This window comes from Streptomyces sp. NPDC002520, assembly GCF_053595235.1.
Map to the genome: position 1 here is coordinate 62,730 of NZ_JBSFXG010000029.1, position 17,118 is coordinate 79,847.

Consider the following 17,118-nt stretch of genomic DNA (forward strand, 5'->3'; position numbering starts at 1 on the left):
GAGCCCGCTCAGACGGTGCGCGTGCCGGTGATGAGACCGCTCAGACGGTGCGCGTGCCGGTGGCGAGGCCGGTCGGACACCGCGCCCGTTGGTGATGAGGCCGGTCAGACGGTGCGCGGGACCCGGTTCCAGTGCGGGAGCATGATCAGCCCGGCGAGCAGGGCGGCGCCGGCGAAGCCGTAGAAGAGGGCGTCTCCGGAGAGGAAGCCGGGCAGCAGGCCGCCGAGGATGGCGCCGACCGATCCGCAGCCGTTGACCAGGCCGGCGGCGGTGCCGGCGCCTGAGGAGCTGCCGAAGTCGACGGCGGCGACGCAGGAGATCATCGAGTCGGCGGCGTACACCGCCAGTCCGATCACCGCGAGAACCGCGACCATGACACCGATGCTGCCGGACGCGGTGAGGGGGGTGAACAGACCGAGCACCACGGTCAGCACGGCCAGCGCGAGGACGCACGGCGGGACCCTGCGGGAGTCGAAGAGCCTGTCGGAGACCCAGCCGATGACCATGGGTGCGAGCACTCCGGCGGCGCCGAAGGCGATCGGGATGAGGGTGTCGCCGACCTTGCCCACGTGCGGCAGGCGCCGGCTGACGAGGACCGGGCCCCACAGCAGGATCGCGTAGCGGGCCGGCTTGAGCAGGAAGTACGCGGCTCCGAGGGTGAGCACCATGCGGTCGCGCAGGGTCTCGCGGTACAGAGCGAGCGCGTTGCGCCCCCGGTGGTGTCCCTCCGCCGGTCCGGCCGCGTCCGCGTCCGAGGTCGCGTTGCCCGGCCCGGCCGTGTCCGCGTCAGGGCCGGGCAGGCCCACATCGGCGGGCGCGTTGCGCTGGAAGAGCAGGAACAGCAGCAGGACCACGGCGAGTGTCGCCGAACCGGCGAAGAAGGCCGCGTGCCAGCTGTCGAAGACGGAGTAGGCCAGCCAGCCGAGGAAGGGTGGTGCCGCCAGGCCACCGAAGGCGTAGTTGGTGCTCCACAGACCGAGGATGCGCCCGCGTTCCTGGACGGCGAAGAAATTGCCCATGTTCTTGCACAGCGGCGCCCAGCCCGCGGACTGGGCGAGGCCCTGCACCACCATCGCGACGCCGAACACCGCGAGGGCGTTGCTCAGTCCCATGACGGCCGAGGCGGCGATCGCCCCGATCATGCCGCCCACCACGACGACCCGTGGACCGAACCGGTCGGCCCACATGCCCCAGACGAACTGGCCCACCGCGTAGGCGGCGAGGTAGACGGCGTCGATGACCCCGAGGGCGTGCTCGGTGAGGACGGTGTTCACGCCGGGGTCTTCGAGGATGCCGAGCTTCGCGACGGAGAACGTCGTGCGGACGAAGTAGAAGCCCGCATAGGCGATCCAGGTGACGGCGAAGATCTGCCAGCGCCAGCGCTGGGAGCGGGCGGCGCCGGGGTGCGTGGTGGAGCCGGGTGGCGCCTCCCGGGTGGCGGTGCCGGCTCTCTCGGAGTCGTCCGGCGCCTGTTGCGGTGTGCGTTCGGCCATGGCGGAGTCCTGTCCCTCGGGGGAATGGGGCTGGTACGGGCATGGCTCGGCCCCGGCACGCACCTCGGCGGGCGTGCCGGGGCCGGGTCGTGGGGAGGAGATGAAGGCGAGGGGGGTTAAAAAAATCCATAGGTGAAGGCCGTCGGATCAGCGGTGCCCTCCGACGAACGGTGCCGCCAGGTGAGCGGTACCGTCGAGTGAGCGGTGCCGTCAGGTGAGCGGCGAGCGGTCGGCCGCCAGAGCCGTGCCCACCCAGTAGCTGTCGAAGTTCCGCAGTCGGTGCCCGGCCGGGAGCGGTTCGACCTCCGTGTTGACCAGGAACGGCACCCGCTGCTCGGTCAGTCCGCCGTGTGAGCGCAGCGGTTCGGTGAAGCCCGAGATGTCGTGCCGCTCCGGAGTGGTCCCGAGCACGGTGTTGCGCTCGGCCACCAGCACCAGGTCGCCGATCCGGTCGGCGGGCAGTTCGAAACGCTCACAGGCCTCCTGCCGGGTGAGCACCTCCGCCACACCTGCGAGGCCGGCCAGCGCCCCGCTCAGGGCGGGCAGGTCGGTACCGTCCGGCAGGTGCAGGGTGGCGTAGGACCCGAGGGCGCCGTGATGCACGGCGTACGGGTCGGTGATCGGCAGCACCACGCGCGCGGCGTCGGCGCCCAGCCGTTTGTCCAAGATGTCCTGCAGATATATCACATTTGCTATTCCGTCCTGATCACTCTTCGCGTTCATGCCGTGGTCGGCCGTGACCACGAGCACGGCGCCGAGCGCGTCGATCTTCGCGAACCAGCGGTCGAGCATGGCGTAGAAGTCGTTGGCGACCGGTGAGCCGGGGGCGTGCTTGTGCTGGATGTAGTCGGTCAGCGAGAGGTACATCAGCTCCGGGCGGTCGCCCGCGAGCAGCTCCGTCCCGGCGGCCATGACCAGCTCGCTGAGTTCGGCGCTGTAGACGGACGGCTGGTCCATGCCGACCCGCTGCAGCACCTTCGCGATCCGCTGGTCCTCCTCGGCGGCCTGTGCAGACTTCTCCGCGGAGAAGCAGACACCGCCGTCCAGTCCGTGGCCCAGCAGCCGGCGGAGCTTGTCCTTCGCGGTGATGACCGCGACGTCGGCGCCGGCCCGGGAGAACTCCGCGAACAGCGTCGGGACCCGCAGCAGCGCGGGGTCGTTCATCATCACCTCGCCGCCCGCGTCGGCGTCGTAGAAGTAGTTGCCGCAGATGCCGTGGACGGCGGGCGGCACTCCGGTGGCGATGGAGAGGTTGTTGGGGTTGGTGAACGACGGCATCGTGCAGTCGGCACGCAGGTCGCTGCCGCGCTGGAGCATCTGTTCCAGGAACGGCATCCGGCCGTCGGCGATCGCCCGCTCGTGGTAGGCGGGCTCGCTGCCGTCGATGCAGACCACCACCACTGGGCGCTGCGGCCACGCGTAGCGGCGTCCGTTGACCTCGATCTGGCCCGCGGCCGGCTGCCGGCGGTTCTCCTCTGTCATGTGCGAATCCACCCCTGGAGTCCGTGTCGGTGAAGGCGTCGCCCTTCCGCAGTCCATGAGTAGCACCGGGACGAGAGGGCGCAGAACCACCGGCGTCGCTATAGCCGCCATAGCCCACCGCGGGTGGTCCGGCCCCCTCCCCAGCAGGTCCGCGCGGGGTTAGGCTCGCCGTGCGCCGAGCACGGAGGGAACACGTGGAACTCAACCTTCACAGGTTGTGGATCTTCATGCAGGTCGTCGAGCACCAGGGATTCTCCGCGGCGGCGCAGAAGCTCTACATGAGTCAGCCCTCCGTCTCCAACCAGGTCCGCCGACTGGAACAGTCGATGCGGGTCACCCTGATCGACCGGTCCGGGGCGCGCATCCGGCCGACCGCGGAGGGTCAGGTGCTGGCCGAGTACGGCAAGCGCGTGTTCCTGCTCGCCGAGGAGGCCGTGACGGCGGTGCAGCAGGTGAGCGGGCTGTCCTCGGGGCGGTTGCTGGTCGGCGGCTCGACGACGGTCGGCACCTATCTGCTGCCGTCGCTGCTGGCCCGCTTCCAGCACCGCCATCCCGGCATCGACTGCGACATCTTCGTCGGCAACAACGAGGCGGTGCAGGAGCGGCTGCTGGGCGGGGAGATCGGGATCGCGGTGGTCGCCGGCACTCCGGGGGCCGCGCAGCTGGTCGGTGAGAGGGTGCTCGACGAGCGGCTGGTGCTGGTCGCCGGCGCCGGGCACCCGCTCGCGGAGTCGGGCGAGATCGCGCCGGACGCCCTGACCCGGTCACGTTTCCTGCTGCGCGAACCGGGCTCGCAGACCCGTGTGCACCAGGAACGGGCCCTGTCCGACTGGGGTTTGGCGGATGTGCCGACCGCGGACGTGTGGGGTCCGGAGGCGGCCAAGCAGTGTGTGGCGGCCGGGCTGGGCGTGACCCTGATATCCGAGCACGCGATCGTCGGGGACGTACGTGCCGGGACGCTGGTGGCGCTGCCGGTCGCCCCGGAGCCCAAGCCACGCCCGGTCAACCTGGTCCGCCGCCGCGACCGCCTCCTCTCCCCCGCGGAACGCGCCTTCGCCGGCCTCCTGCGACGCCTCCAGCAGTGGCCTGACACACCGGGGCAGTGAGCGACGAGGCGGTGAGCGACGGGGCCAGGCCGGACGCCGGTGGACCTCACCGATACGGAGAGGCCGGCCGTCGGCAGCCGGCAGACCTGACCGACTGGACCTGACCGGCGCGGAGAGGCCCGGCGCCGGGAGACCTCACCGAAGCGGAGAGGCCCGGCGCCCGCCGAAGTGACCGACGTCGACGAAGCCCGGCCCCGGCCGGTCACCGGGGGGGCCGGGCTCCGCTGCGGGCCGCGCTCGGGCGCGGGGTCCGGACAGTCTCGACTACGCGTTCGTCGTGCTCCGCCCGTAGATCTGCTTGCCCAGCCACTGGCCGCCGTCGAGCGTCAGGCACTCGCCGGTCAGGTAGGAGGCGCGGTCGCCCAGGAGGAAGAGGGCGGTGTCCGCGACCTCGGACGGGGCCGCGAAGCGGCCTGCCGGGACGGAGGAGAGGACTTCGGCGCGGGCCTGAGGGGTCGCCCAGAGCGCCGCGCCTGCGCCGTCCGTCTCGGTCGGGCCCGGCGCGACGCAGTTCAACCGGATGCCCAGCGGCGCCAGTTCGACCGCGAGGGTGCGGGTCATGGCCAGCACCCCGGCCTTGGCGGCGGCGGAGTGCACGGTGCCCGGGTGGCCGTGCCAGGCGTACGACGCGATGACGGAGAGGATCGAGCCGCCCCGGCCTTCCTCGCGCAGGTGGCGGGCGACGGCGCGGGTGCAGTAGTACGAGCCGTTGAGGACGATGTCGACGACGGCGCGCCAGCCGTTCGGGCTGAGGTCGATGCCGGGCGAGACGAAGTTGCCCGCGGCGTTGTTGACCAGGCCGTCGACGCGTCCGTACCGGTCGACGGCGGCGGCGACCAGCGCGTCGACCGCCTGCGGGTCGCGGACGTCGGTGGGGACGGCGAGCGCGCTGCCGCCGGCCTTCTCGATCAGCGCGACGGTCTCGTCGAGGCGCTCAGGGGTGCGTCCGGCGACGACGGGCCGGGCGCCGGCCTCCGCGAGGGCCAGGGCGATCGCGCGGCCGATGCCGCTGCCGCCGCCGGTGACGAGGTACGTGCGGTCGGCGAACTCCGCGCCGGCCAGGGCCGGTGCGGTGCCGTGCGGGGCGGTGTCGGGGCTCATGTGCGGGGCCTTTCGGTCGGTGCGAGGAGCGTGTGCGCGTCCGGTGCGAGGACCGCGTGCGCGTCCGGTGCGAGGACCGCGTGCGCGTCCGGTGCGAGGACCGCGTGCGCGTCCGGTGCGAGGACCGCGTGCGCGTCCAGGGCGAGGGCGCCGCCCGGGTGGACGAGCAGCGGGTTGACTTCGAGTTCGGCGAGTTCGGGGTGTTCGACCGCGGCGCGGGCGAGCGCGCACAGCGCGTGCGCCGCCGCGTCCAGGTCGACGGCGGGCGCCCCGCGCCAGCCCTCGAGCAGGGGCGCGTGGCGCAGCGACCGGAGCAGGTCGCGCGCGTGCTCCGGGGTGACGGGAGCGAGGGCGAGTACGACGTCACCGAGGAGTTCGGCTCGTACGCCGCCGATGCCGGCCATGAGGACGGGACCGAAGGCCGGGTCCCGCCGTACGCCGGCGATGAGTTCGACCGCGTCGGGCGGGGTCGCCATCGCCTCGACGGCGTACTCGGCGGCGCCGGTCGCCGCCCGCATCGCGGCGAAGGCGGCACGGAGGGCGGGCTCGTCACGGAGCCCGAGTGCCACACCGCCCGCCTCCGTCTTGTGAGCCAGGCCCATCGCCTTGAGGACGACCGGATGGCCGATACGCCGGGCGGCCCGGACGGCGTCGTCGGCGTTGCCGACGAACTCCGCGTCGGGGAAGGTCAGTCCGTACCCGCGCAGCATCTCGCGGACGATGCGGTATCCGCCGTCGGTGACAGGGTGCTCGCTCGTCTGCGACTGCGCGTCCGCCGGGGGCACGGGGGTCGCCGCACGAACCCGTACGGTGCCCGCGAGGGCTGTCGCGGCGTTCTCGATGCGTTCGTAGACGGGGATGCCGCGATCACGCAGAACGGTGAGGGCGGCCGTGTCCCGGGCCATGGTGTGCACCAGGAGGGTACGGCCGGACTCCTCGGCGGCGTCGGCGAGTTGCGCGGCGACGGCGCACTCGTGCTGTTCCTGCGCGGGGTTGGCGCTGGCGTAGTCGCCGAAGTAGCCGGTCAGGACGACGGCCTCGGCCTCACCGGAGCACAGCAGGGTCCGGGCGATGCGCGCGTAGGTGTCCAGGTCGGCCTCGCCCGCGCCGGCCAGATCCACGGGGTTGCCGCAGCCTGCGCCGGGCGGCAGATGTGCGGCGACGGCGGCGCGGGTGGGCTCGGACAGCGCCGGTACGTCCAGCCCGCGGGCGGCGAACGCGTCGGCGGCCAGGGCGCCTTGACCTCCGCTGTCGCCGACGACGGCCACCCGGGAGCGGCCGGCGCCGCCCCCGCGCCGCCGCGTGCCGGCAACCGCCAGCAGGCACAGGGCGGTGTCCACGACATCGCCGGCCGACTCCAGGAGCAGGGCGCCGGCGTCCCGGCAGACCGCTTCCACCGTGGCACGGGCGCTGACCAGGGCGCCCGTGTGGGAGGCCGCGGCCCGCCCGGAGGCCTCGCTGCGGCCCAGGGTCAGCAGCAGCACCGGCTTGCCCGCGGCGTGCGCCGCGGCGAGGGCCCGTGCCAGGCGCCGGCCGTCACGGAAGTCCTCCACGTACGCGGCGACGACCTTCGTCGGTTCGTGGTGGATGAGGGCTTCCAGGGCGTCACCGGCGTCGATGTCCCGCTGGTTGCCCAGGGAAACGAAGCGGGAGAAGCCCTGCCCGGCGCGGGCCAGCAGGCGACCGATCTCCAGGGCGAGGTTGCCGCTCTGCGAGACCAGTCCGACCTGCCCGGCCTGGAAGTCGCCCCAGCTCAGGCGCAGTTCGGCCGTGGTGTCGACGACGCCCATGCAGTTGGGCCCGAGCAGGCGCGCGCCGTGCTCGGTGACCAGCGAGGCGAGCGCGCGCTCCTCGTCGGCGCCGGCGCCTCCCGAGGTGATGACGGTGAAGCAGCGCGCGCCGGCGGCGAGACCGTCGGCGACGACGGTGCGCACCTGTGCGGCCGGCACCGCCACGACCACGTGTTCCGGCGTGCTCGGCAGCGCGGACAGGTCGGGCAGGAACGGCGTCCCGTCCAGGGCACCGCCGCGCCGGTTGACCAGGTGGACGGCACGGCGGTGGCGTCCGGTCAGCGCGCCCGAGGCGAGCCAGTAGCCCCACTTCTCGGGGTTGTCGGAGGCGCCGACGACGGCGACCGAGCGGGGGTCGAAGAGGGTGTCGAGCGAGCCCCGACCCGCGGCCCGCTCGACGTCCGGGGCCGTCAACGGAACCATCCGAAGCGCTCCGCGATGACCGGCACCCGGTCGGCGGCCAGGGCGTGGGCGGCGGCGCGGGGCGTCGTGCCCTCGGCCTCGGCGCGGGCCAGGATCTGGTCGACCAGGGCGCGCATCGAGCGCCGGATGTGGGCGAACGCCTCGTCGGCGTCGGCGTCGATGTCGCCGAACAGCGTCCACCACCACCAGGCGTTGGTGCCGGAGTTGACGGCGACGTCCGGCAGCACGGTGATGCCGCGCGCGGCCAGCAGGGTCTCCGCCTCGGGCAGCACGGGCATGTTGGCGGCCTCGACGATCCAACGGGCGGTGACGCCGGCCTGGTTGGCGGTGTCCACGGCGTAGGAGACGGCGGCCGGCACCAGTACCTCGGCGTCGGCCGTCAGCCAGGCGCCGGACGGCAGTTCCCGGTCCTCGGCGCGCAGCGCGGCGCGGTCCACGCAGCCGTGCCCGTCACGGGCGGCGAGGAGCGCCTCGACGTCCAGGCCGTCCGGGTTGGCGATGGTGCCCTTGATGTCGGCGACCGCCACGACGCGCAGCCCGGCGCGGGCCAGGAAGCGTGCAGTGGCGCCGCCCATGGTGCCGAGGCCCTGCACCGCGACGCGCGTTCCCTCGTGCGGGACACCGGCCCGGTCCAGTGCCGTGAGCACCGACTCGGCGACGCCGCAGCCGCCGGCCAGTTCGTCCAGGCCGATGCCGTCGACGTCGATGGCGAACGCGTCGGCGAGGCGTCGCCGGGCGGCGACCTCGTCGTCGAGGAGCGGGTAGACGGCCTGGATGGAGGAGACCAGGCCCGCCTCGGCGGCGGCCCGGTCGACCAGGTCCTGGGTGAGGCCCAGGTCCTCGCCGGTGGTCCAGAACTGCTCGATGTAGGGGCGTACGGCGCGCAGGTAGCGGACGAGGACGCCGTAGGCGGCGGGGTCGCGCGGGTCGCAGTCGATGCCGCCCTTGGCGCCGCCGAGCGGGATGTAGCGGCCCTGCGGGTTGTAGTGCAGCGCCTCCTTCATGGTCATGCCCCGGGCCAGGCCGGTGACCTCGTCCAGCGTGCAGCCGGCACGCATGCGCAGGCCGCCGCTGGACACGCCGCGCACCAGGCGGTCGATGACCAGGAATCCCCGGTAACCGGTCTCCTGGTCGGTCCAGGTGAGCGAGATCAGGGGGGCGGCGGCCGCCCGGGTCTCCTGCGGTGCGCCCGTCGCGGACCCGGCGGACGTCGGCGAGGTGGTGGCGGTCGTGGTCATCGGGAGGGCTCCTCGGGGACGGTGATGAGGGTCGGGCCCGCGGTGACCAGGGCTCCCCGCAGAGCCTCGGCGAGCGCGCCGGGCGAGTCGGCGAGCACGCCGTGGCCGCCGTAGGCGCGGGCGAGGGCGGGCAGGTCGACCGAGGGCAGGTCGACCGCGGTGGGGCGGTCGCCGCGGGCGAGCATCTCGTCGCGGATCTCGCCGTATCCGCCGTTGTCGAAGACGACGACGGGCAGCGGGAGTTGCAGTTGCACGGCGGTGGCCAGCTCCTGCACGGAGAACTGCAGGCCGCCGTCGCCGCTGAGTGCGACGACCGGTCGGCCCGGATCGGCGGTCTTGGCGCCGATGGCGGCGGGCAGGGCGTAGCCGAGCGTCCCGAAGCCCGTCGGGTGCAGATAGCGGCCTTCCGGGGCGACGGGCAGGTGCGGTATCGCACCGTAGTAGCAGCACTGGGCGCTGTCCGAGGTGATCACCGCGTCGGCGGGGAGCGCCGACCGGATCGCCGCGAGATACGGGAGGAGGTGGGCGTCGAGGCTTCGCGTCTCCTCGTCCCGGTCGGCTCGGAGTGCGGCGACGGTCCGATGGACGGCACGGTCGGCACCGGAGTCCGGGCGGGCGGTGCCGGCGCTGGTGCCCGTGCTGGTGCTGCGACTGGGCGCGTCACCGTCGCTGACCGCGGCGAGCAGCGCGCCCAGGGTGGTGCGGGCGTCTCCGACCAGGGCGATGTCCGCGGGCAGCCCCGCGTACATCTGCGCGGGGTCGATGTCCGCCCGGACGAGGGTGCCGCCGAGCAGGGGCGGGGCGTCCCACAGGTCGGACTCGGCGAGCTCCGTACCGACCGCGAGCACCGCGTCCCGCTCCCCCAGCCAGCGCCGCACGACCTGGGTGTGGAGGGAGACCCCGAGCGAGAGCGGGTGCGTCTCCGCGACGATCCCCTTGCCGTTGGCCGTGGTCACCACGGGGGCGCCCAACTCCTCGGCCAGCCGCAGGCATTCCTCGGCGGCGCCGCGTGCGCCGCCGCCGAGGACGATCGCCGGGCGGGTCGCCGAGCGCAGCGCCTCGGCGGCCGCCGCGAGGGCGCCCGCGTCGGCCGGCGCGGGCCCGGCCGCCGGTGCGGTCCGGACCGCTCCGGCCGGCCCTGAGTCGGTGAGCAGGTCCAGCGGCACCTCGATGTGCACCGGCCGGGGCCGCCCCGTGCAAAAGAGGGTGAAGGCGCGGGCGACCGCGACGCCGATCTCCTCGATGGAGGAGACCCGGTGGCTGAAGGCCGCGACGCCGCGCAGCGCCTCGGTCTGGCTGCGCATCTCGTGCAGCAGGCCGGTCGACTGCCGGGGGTGGCGCAGTGGCATGCCCGGGGAGACGACGAGCAGGGGGACGCTGTCGGAGTACGCCTGGCCGACGGCGGCCGCGATGTTCAGCAGGGCCGGCCCGGTGGTGGTGATCGCCACCCCCGGGTTCCCGCTGACCCGGGCGTAGGCGTCGGCGGCGTAGCCCGCGCCCTGTTCGTGGCGGGGGTTGAGGTGGTCGATGCCGTAGGCGCCCAGGTGCCGGTAGATCTCGAGGTTGTGGGTGCCGGGAATGCCGAACACCCGGGTCACCCCGTGCGCGGCGAGGGCGCGCACCAGGGCCTCGCCGCCGGTGGGAAGGGGACTGTCGGACACCGTGGGTCCGGTCTGCGGTACCGAGATGGCGGACGTCATCACATGCTCCGGGAGATGACCAGGCGCATGATGTCGGAGGTGCCTTCCTCGATCTCCTCCAACTTGGCGTCGCGCATCCACTGTTCGACGGGGTACTCGCGCGAGTAGCCCCAGCCGCCGAGCGTCTGGACGGCCGCCCAGGTGCAGTAGGCGGCGGTCTCCGACGCGGTGAGCTTGGCCATCGCCGCCTCGGTGGTGGCGTCCAGGCCCGCGTCGAGTCGCTTGGCCGCGCGCCAGGTCATCAGGCGTGCCTGCTCGATGCGGGTGCGCATGTCCGCGAGCCGGAAGGCGACGGCCTGGTGCTCGATCACCGGCTTGCCGAACTGCACACGGTTCTTGGCGTAGTCGCGGGCGTACTCGTACGCGGCGCGGGCGACGCCCGTGGCGGCCGCTCCCAGGACCGCGCGGGAGATGTCGAAGGTGCGCATCAGGCCGTGGAATCCGCGGCCCTCGTCCCCCAGCCGGTCCTCCTCGGGGACGAAGACGTCGTTGAGGAAGATCTCGCGGCAGACGATGGCGCGCTGGCCCATCTTCCGCATGGGCGCGCCGAATTCCATCCCTTCCGTGCCCTTGCGCAGCAGGAAGGCCGTGACGCCGCGGGAGCGCTCGGTGGGATCGGTCTTCGCGAAGACGACGTAACTCTCGGCCTCTCCGGCGTTGGAGATCCAGGCCTTCTGGCCGCTGAGGCGGTATCCGCCGGCGGTGCGGGTGGCCGTGGTGGTGATGGAGGCGGCGTCGGAACCGGCGCCGGGCTCGGTCGTGGCCAGCGACGTCATGGGGGTGTCGGGGCCGGCGAGCGGGGTGAGCCAGGTGCGCTTCTGCTCCTCGGTGCCGAGTTCCATGAGCGGGTCGGCGAAGAAGCCGTTGGAGCACAGCAGGTTGCCGATGCCGAGGTCACCGACGCACAGCTCCTCCTGCACCAGCACCTGTGTGAAGACGTCGGTGAAGCCGCCGCCGCCGTACTCGGCAGGCAGCATGAAGCCGGTGATGCCGACCTTGGCGGCCTTGCGCCACAGGTCCCAGGGGGTCTCGGTGTCGGCCTCGTCGACGGCGCGGGCCCGGGGCCGGATCTCCTCCTGAGCGAAGGAACGGGTGAGATCGATGATGTCCCGCTGTTCCGGGCTCAGCGGGACCAGCTCGGTGGGCAGCTCTGACATGGGCTCTCCAGATACGACAAGGGGCGTCCTGCGTCCTACTACTGAATTGTCAGTCAGTATTTGGACCCCGGATCGCTCGTGTCAATGGGTGTGGGTACTGAATGATGATTCAGTTGTGGTGAATCAGTCGCCGACCGGGCGGCGGGCGCCCGGATCGACGGGGCCGGGCCCGCCCCGGAAGTACCGCGGAGCCACGCGCGCGAGGCCCAGCATCAGCAGAACGCCCACGCCGAGCGCGCCCGCCCCGATGAGGAAGACCCCTCCGATGTGCCAGTGCGGCGCGAACGGAAGCGTCCAGGAGGTGGTGCTGCTGGCCGGATCCCAGTCGTTGACGAGGCTCCACAGGCCGGCGGCGATCAGCACCAGGCCTCCCACGGCGGGCAGCGCGACGCGCAGCCACAGGTCACCGGCGCTCCGCCGCCACTGGCCGCGGTACGCCCAGGCCGACGTGAGGCCGGTGAGGCCGTAGTAGAAGGCGATCATCAAGCCGCACGACGACACGGCGTCGCCGATGATCTGCCCGTGCCCGAGGAAGTTCATGACGACGTAGGCGACCGCTCCGGCGAGCCCGGTGGCGATGGTCCCGACCTGAGGGATCGAGTAGCGCGGATGGATCCTGGCGAAGACCTTCGGCAGGGCGCCCTGCCGGCCCATCGCGAGCATGGTGCGCCCCAGGGTGAGCACGGTGGTCTCGGTGGACGCCGCGGCGGAGGACAGCACCATGAGCACGAGCAGATGCCACAGGCCGGTTCCGAGGGCGCTGGTGCCGAAGACGGCCTTGCCGAGCGCGGAGAAGACGTCGCCGGAGTTGTCGGGGTTGCCGAGTCCGATGCCGGTGGTGCCGATGCCGGCGAAGGCCAGGGTCGCCACGGTGGCGACCAGGTAGAGCGCCAGGAGCACGATCGTGGAGCCGACGGCGGCCCGGCCGGGGGTCCGGTGGCGGTCGGCGGTCTCCTCGTTGACGGTGATGGCCGTCTCCCAGCCCCAGTAGATGAACAGCATCAGGACCAGGCCGTTGACGAACGCGCCGGGCGAGGAGATCTCGAACGGGTTCATCCAGGACAGGCTCGGATGCCGCGCGCCCTCGCCGGCGTGTCCGGTGTAGACGCGCACCAGCGCGACCACCGAGAACACCGCGAGCATGCCGAACTCCAGGAAGAGCAGAGCGCGTTGGACGGCCGCGGCCACCTCGATGCCGCGATAGCAGACGGCGGTCATGAGCGCCATCCAGCCCAGTCCCACGAGCAGGACCCAGGGGCTGGCGGGGTCGGAGCCGATGCCGTCCGCGCCGAAGAGGAGGAACACGTACTGCCCCGCGACCTGGGCCAGGCTCGCCATCACCAGCACGAACGAGGCGATGATGGCCCAGCCCCCCATGAAGCCGACGCGCGGTCCGAGGACGCTGCCGGCCCAGGTGAAGATGGTTCCGCAGTCGGGCTCCCGGCGGTTGAGGGCGGCATAGCCGAAGGAGACGAAGAGGATCGGGACGAAGGCCAGCAGGACGATCACCGGTGCCTGGAAGCCGACATAGGCCACGATGAACGCCAGCGTCGCGGCGAGGCTGTAGGCGGGCGCGGCCGACGCCACGGAGAGGATCAGACTGGTGGTCATGCCCAGTGCGCCGGTCCGCAGGCTCTTGGTGTCCGACCGGTCCGATGTGGTTGGTGCGGTGGTTGCCAACATCGACCCCCTATCAAGGGTCTCGAAGCGATGAAAGGCCGCCGGCCGACGCCGTGCCTTTCGCGACAGTGGGGCCCGTGAAGGGCGGTCATCGGCGTGCGGACCCGCATGCGGGAGCGCGCCGGGGCGCATCGGAATCGCAACGTTGATTCCCGGGTCAATCATGCTGAACACCTCAGGCGTGTCAATGCCGCCGACGATATGAATCGCAAGGATTGACCAATGCGTCAGTCTTGCGCCATGCTCTGCCGCCATGTGGGAAGAGAGCGGAATGGCCCTGATCGAATCCGAAGTCGTCGTCGTGGGAGCCGGCTACGCGGGACTCGCCGCGGCGCTGCGACTCCACGACGCCGGCATCGACTGCGCGGTCGTCGAGGCCGCCGACCGGGTGGGCGGACGCGTGCTCACCGAGACCCGGCCCGGCGGGCTGACACTGGATCACGGCGGGCAGTGGGTGGGCCCGGCACAGACCCGGCTGCTCGCGCTCGCCGAGCGCTTCGGCTGCGCGACGTTTCCCACGTGGGAGACGGGCAAGCACGTCGAGGTGTGGCACGACGGCACCAAGGTCCCCTACCTCGGGGCGGCGCCCGACGACGGGCCCGGCATCGCCGAGTACACCCGCGTCACCGGCGTCCTGGACGACCTCGCCCAGTCCGTGGACACCGCCGAACCCTGGCGGACGCCGCGCTTCGCGGAGTTCGACGCCCAGACGGCGGACTCCTTCTTCCGGGCACAGACCGCCGACCCCGACGCACGGCGCCGGCTCGCGCTCGCCGTCCAGGGGCTGTGGTGCGCGGAGCCGTACGAGATCTCGCTGTTCCACGTCCTGTTCTACATCGCCGCCGCCGGGGGCTACGAACAGCTGATGGAGACCAAGGACTGCGCGCAGGACAGCCGGTTCTCCGGCGGGGCCGGCGGTCCCGCCCGGGCCGTCGCGGACCTCCTCGGCGAGCGCCTGCGCCTGGGCGAACCGGTGACCGCTATCGAGCACGGCGCCGGCACCGTCCGCGTGCACACGGCCTCGACCGTGTTCGAGGCCCGCAGGGCGATCGTGGCCCTGCCGCCGCACGCCGTCCGCGCCGTCCGCTTCACCCCCGGCCTCCCGGACAGCCGGGACGGCTGGCTGTCGCACAGCCCGATGGGCCGCGTCGCCAAGGTCCACGCCGTCTACGACGCCCCCTTCTGGCGCGCGTCCGGGCTGTCCGGCATCGCCACGCTCTACGACGACGGACCGGTCGGCGTCGTGTTCGACAACTCCCCCGGCCGCGGCACACCCGGCGTCCTCGTCGGATTCGTGTACGGGGACCGGCTCACCCGGTGGGCCGAACTCGCCCCAGGACAACGCCGCGACGCGGTCCTGGCGAGTTTCGGCCAGGTGGTGGGAGACGGGGCGGCCCACCCCCTCGACTACACCGAGAAGATCTGGTCCCGGGACGACTTCGCCCGAGGCGGGTACGAGGCGTACGTGACTCCCGGCGGCTGGACCGGGTACGGCCGGCGCGGCTGGCGGGAACCCACCGGGAACCTGCACTGGGCCGGCTCGGAGACGGCCACGGCGTGGAACGGGTACATCGACGGCGCGATATCGTCGGGCTACCGCGCCGCCGACGACGTCATCGGCTCCCTCCAGGCGGAAGACTGAACGGACCACGCAGCATGACCTCGACCCCAGGCCCGGCGGGGGATGCCGGGACCGAGGCCGCGACCCTGGCGGACCGCGCGCGGCTGGTCGTACTGTCGGCCCCGATCAGCCAGCGCGAGTTCGCCGACCGCATCGGCATGGATCCCACCGCGCTGTCCAAGGCACTGCGTGGCAGCCGACGGCTGAAGGATCACGAGGTCGCCGCGATCGCGCAGGTCGGCAAGGTGTCGCAGCGCTACCTGCGGACAGGTGAGGGGCGGCCGCCCGCCCCGCGCACCACGGCCACCGGGGAACACCCGCGCCGGCGCGCCGACATGCTCGACCCCGAGGTCCGCCGCGCGCAGATCCTGGAGGCGACCGCCCGGCTGATCGCCCGGCGCGGCTTCCACAAGGTGCGTGTCTCCGACATCGCCCACGCGTGCGGCACCAGTACCGGCACCGTGCACTACCACTTCCCGACGAAGGACGACGCGCTGCGCGCCGCGCTGCTGTACTACGCCGAGCGCTTCCACACCCGCCTGGAGGCCGAGTTCCGCACGGCCGGCAGCACGGTCGAGAAGCTGCGCCGGCTGATCGAGGTGCAGCTGCCGACCGACGCGGAGGACGTCGAGGAGTGGTCGGTGTGGGTGCAGTCGTGGAACGAGGCCATCCTCGACCCGACTCTTCGGCCCGGTCAGAGCGCCGTCTACGCCCGGTGGCGGCAGATCGTGCTCGACCTGGTGCGTGCCTGCCAGCGGGAGGGGCTGGCCGCGGGCGCCGACGCCGAGGCGCTGACCGGCCGCTTCACCGGCATGGTGGACGGCCTGGCGATCCAGGTGCTGTCCGGCACGGGCGACATGTCGACCGCCCGCATGCGGGACCTGCTCCTGGACGCCTTCGAGCCGCACATCGGGCTCCGCTGACGAAGCGTCGCCGACCCCTCGTCGCCCGCCCGGCTCGGACGGTGAGCCGATCCGGTCCCCGGGACCCCCGGGACCCCCGGGACCCCCGGGCTCCCCGGTCGGCCCGTTCCGGTTCCCCGTCGCCCGGTCACGGACGTGCCCCGGGGGAAAACCCCCGGCGGTCGACGGGGGCGAGGCCCCGTGTGCATACGGTGGCTGGCAGGCTACTTCGGACGTCCGGCCGTCTCCAGAATTCTCGGCATGACGATCTCTCCCGACGCCTCCGTCGCACCCCGCCGCTCCGCCGTCGATGCGGCCACGTCGCGCCCCGGTGCCGGCAGCGACTTCGCCAGGCTGTCCCAGCGCATGACCGAGGCCGGCCTGCTGAAGCGGCGCCCCGGCTACTACACGGGGCGGCTCGGTCTCGTGATCGGTTTGTTCGCCGCCGGCTGGGGGGCCTTCTTCGCTCTCGGCGACACCTGGTGGCAACTGGTGGTCGCCGCCTTTCTGGCGGTGGTGTTCGGGCAGATAGCCCTGGTCGCGCACGACCTCGCCCACCGGCAGGTCTTCCGGCGGCGCCGGCACAGCGAGATCGGCGGACGGCTGTTCGGCAACCTCGCCATCGGCATGAGCTACGGCTGGTGGATGAACAAGCACACCCGCCACCACGCCAACCCCAACCATGAGGAACTCGACCCCGACGTCGCCCCGGACATCCTGGTGTGGTCCACCGAACAAGCCCGTGCCAGCCGGGGCCTCGCCCGCCTCCTCGGCGGCCACCAGGCACTGCTGTTCTTCCCCCTGCTGACGCTGGAAGGCTTCAACCTGCACGTCTCGAGTGTGCGGGCGCTGCGCTCACCGTTCATGAAGAACCGGCTGCTGGAGGGCGCTCTGCTCCTGCTGCACAGCGCCGCATTTCTCTGCGCCCTGTTCCTGGTGCTCTCCCCGGGCAAGGCGGTGGCCTTCCTCGCCGTGAACCAGTGCCTGTTCGGCGTCTACCTGGGCTGCACCTTCGCTCCCAACCACAAGGGCATGCCGACGCTCACCGGTGATCAGCAGCTCGACTTCCTGCGACGCCAGGTGCTGACGTCCCGCAACGTGCGCGGCGGCTGGTTCACCGACGTGATGCTGGGCGGGCTCAACTACCAGATCGAGCACCACCTGTTCCCGAGCATGCCAACGGTCCATCTGCGTCGGGCCCAGGTGATCGTGCGGCGGTACTGCGCCGAGATCGGGGTGCCTTATCACGAGACCGGCCTGATCCAGTCCTACCGCGAGGCACTGACGCACATGCACCGCGTGGGAGAGCCGATCAGGCGGCAGCGCAGGGCGTGAACGCGTACGACATGACACCGGCACACGACCTAGGCTTTTTCGGGGCGCACCACGCACGGCGCCATGAGCGCCCCAGGTCGGCCATCCGCA

General features: G+C 72.5%; 12 protein-coding genes. 4 read left to right on the forward strand and 8 right to left on the reverse strand.

Going from position 1 to position 17,118, the window contains the following annotated elements; genetic code table 11:
- Positions 1-104: 104 nt before the first annotated feature.
- Positions 105-1,493 (reverse strand): MFS transporter, encoded by a 1,389-nt coding sequence (locus ACWD5D_RS31955; RefSeq protein ID WP_451376261.1) that lies wholly within the window; start codon positions 1,491-1,493, stop codon positions 105-107.
- Between the two features lie 210 nt (positions 1,494-1,703).
- Positions 1,704-2,975 carry a phosphonoacetate hydrolase gene (gene phnA, locus ACWD5D_RS31960; RefSeq protein ID WP_451376262.1) on the reverse strand — a complete coding sequence of 424 codons (1,272 nt, stop codon included), beginning with the start codon at positions 2,973-2,975 and terminating at the stop codon, positions 1,704-1,706.
- 194 nt (positions 2,976-3,169) lie between these two features.
- Between phnA and ACWD5D_RS31965 the strand changes: the two genes are divergently transcribed.
- Positions 3,170-4,081, forward strand: coding sequence for a LysR family transcriptional regulator (locus ACWD5D_RS31965; protein ID WP_451376263.1), 912 nt, complete (start codon positions 3,170-3,172; stop codon positions 4,079-4,081).
- A 264-nt stretch (positions 4,082-4,345) separates the two neighbouring features.
- Here the strand turns inward: ACWD5D_RS31965 and ACWD5D_RS31970 are convergent, their stop codons facing one another.
- The 6 genes from ACWD5D_RS31970 to ACWD5D_RS31995 all read right to left on the reverse strand — a co-directional run bounded on the left by ACWD5D_RS31970 (position 4,346) and on the right by ACWD5D_RS31995 (position 13,101).
- Entirely contained in the window at positions 4,346-5,182 is an 837-nt protein-coding gene (locus ACWD5D_RS31970; protein ID WP_451376264.1) for an SDR family oxidoreductase, read from the reverse strand.
- A complete protein-coding gene (locus ACWD5D_RS31975; protein ID WP_451376265.1) occupies positions 5,179-7,395 on the reverse strand; it encodes an acetate--CoA ligase family protein in 2,217 nt (738 codons plus the stop codon). Before ACWD5D_RS31975 ends, ACWD5D_RS31970 begins: the two co-directional genes overlap by 4 nt.
- Positions 7,383-8,633 (reverse strand): Glu/Leu/Phe/Val dehydrogenase dimerization domain-containing protein, encoded by a 1,251-nt coding sequence (locus ACWD5D_RS31980; RefSeq protein WP_451376266.1) that lies wholly within the window; start codon positions 8,631-8,633, stop codon positions 7,383-7,385. The genes ACWD5D_RS31975 and ACWD5D_RS31980 overlap by 13 nt, the downstream gene beginning before the upstream one ends.
- On the reverse strand, positions 8,630-10,333 hold the full coding sequence (locus ACWD5D_RS31985; protein WP_451376267.1) for a 5-guanidino-2-oxopentanoate decarboxylase: 1,704 nt from the start codon (positions 10,331-10,333) through the stop codon (positions 8,630-8,632). The genes ACWD5D_RS31980 and ACWD5D_RS31985 overlap by 4 nt, the downstream gene beginning before the upstream one ends.
- On the reverse strand, positions 10,333-11,490 hold the full coding sequence (locus tag ACWD5D_RS31990; protein WP_451376268.1) for an acyl-CoA dehydrogenase family protein: 1,158 nt from the start codon (positions 11,488-11,490) through the stop codon (positions 10,333-10,335). The genes ACWD5D_RS31985 and ACWD5D_RS31990 overlap by 1 nt, the downstream gene beginning before the upstream one ends.
- Positions 11,491-11,613: 123 nt before the next feature.
- On the reverse strand, positions 11,614-13,101 hold the full coding sequence (locus tag ACWD5D_RS31995) for an APC family permease (RefSeq protein WP_451376269.1): 1,488 nt from the start codon (positions 13,099-13,101) through the stop codon (positions 11,614-11,616).
- A 340-nt stretch (positions 13,102-13,441) separates the two neighbouring features.
- On the opposite strand from ACWD5D_RS31995, the gene ACWD5D_RS32000 reads away from it, so the two are divergent.
- The 3 genes from ACWD5D_RS32000 (at position 13,442) to ACWD5D_RS32010 (ending at position 17,028) form a co-directional block, all read left to right on the forward strand.
- Positions 13,442-14,812 carry a flavin monoamine oxidase family protein gene (locus tag ACWD5D_RS32000; protein WP_451376270.1) on the forward strand — a complete coding sequence of 457 codons (1,371 nt, stop codon included), beginning with the start codon at positions 13,442-13,444 and terminating at the stop codon, positions 14,810-14,812.
- Between the two features lie 14 nt (positions 14,813-14,826).
- Positions 14,827-15,714, forward strand: a complete 888-nt coding sequence (locus tag ACWD5D_RS32005; protein ID WP_451376271.1) for a TetR family transcriptional regulator C-terminal domain-containing protein — start codon at positions 14,827-14,829, stop codon at positions 15,712-15,714.
- 240 nt (positions 15,715-15,954) lie between these two features.
- The gene (locus ACWD5D_RS32010) at positions 15,955-17,028 is read left to right on the forward strand and encodes a fatty acid desaturase family protein (RefSeq protein WP_451376272.1); all 1,074 of its coding nucleotides are present in this window, start codon (positions 15,955-15,957) and stop codon (positions 17,026-17,028) included.
- Positions 17,029-17,118: the final 90 nt, after the last annotated feature.

Excerpts from the sequence above, each read along its gene's own strand:
- ACWD5D_RS31955 (WP_451376261.1), bottom strand. The coding sequence starts at position 1,493 with ATGGCCGAACGCACACCGCAACAGGCGCCGGACGACTCCGAGAGAGCC.
- phnA (WP_451376262.1), bottom strand. The coding sequence starts at position 2,975 with ATGACAGAGGAGAACCGCCGGCAGCCGGCCGCGGGCCAGATCGAGGTC.
- ACWD5D_RS31970 (WP_451376264.1), bottom strand. The coding sequence starts at position 5,182 with ATGAGCCCCGACACCGCCCCGCACGGCACCGCACCGGCCCTGGCCGGC.
- ACWD5D_RS32000 (WP_451376270.1), top strand. The coding sequence starts at position 13,442 with ATGGCCCTGATCGAATCCGAAGTCGTCGTCGTGGGAGCCGGCTACGCG.
- ACWD5D_RS31975 (WP_451376265.1), bottom strand. The coding sequence starts at position 7,395 with ATGGTTCCGTTGACGGCCCCGGACGTCGAGCGGGCCGCGGGTCGGGGC.
- ACWD5D_RS31995 (WP_451376269.1), bottom strand. The coding sequence starts at position 13,101 with ATGACCACCAGTCTGATCCTCTCCGTGGCGTCGGCCGCGCCCGCCTAC.
- ACWD5D_RS32005 (WP_451376271.1), top strand. The coding sequence starts at position 14,827 with ATGACCTCGACCCCAGGCCCGGCGGGGGATGCCGGGACCGAGGCCGCG.
- ACWD5D_RS31980 (WP_451376266.1), bottom strand. The coding sequence starts at position 8,633 with ATGACCACGACCGCCACCACCTCGCCGACGTCCGCCGGGTCCGCGACG.
- ACWD5D_RS32010 (WP_451376272.1), top strand. The coding sequence starts at position 15,955 with ATGACGATCTCTCCCGACGCCTCCGTCGCACCCCGCCGCTCCGCCGTC.
- ACWD5D_RS31985 (WP_451376267.1), bottom strand. The coding sequence starts at position 10,333 with ATGACGTCCGCCATCTCGGTACCGCAGACCGGACCCACGGTGTCCGAC.
- ACWD5D_RS31990 (WP_451376268.1), bottom strand. The coding sequence starts at position 11,490 with ATGTCAGAGCTGCCCACCGAGCTGGTCCCGCTGAGCCCGGAACAGCGG.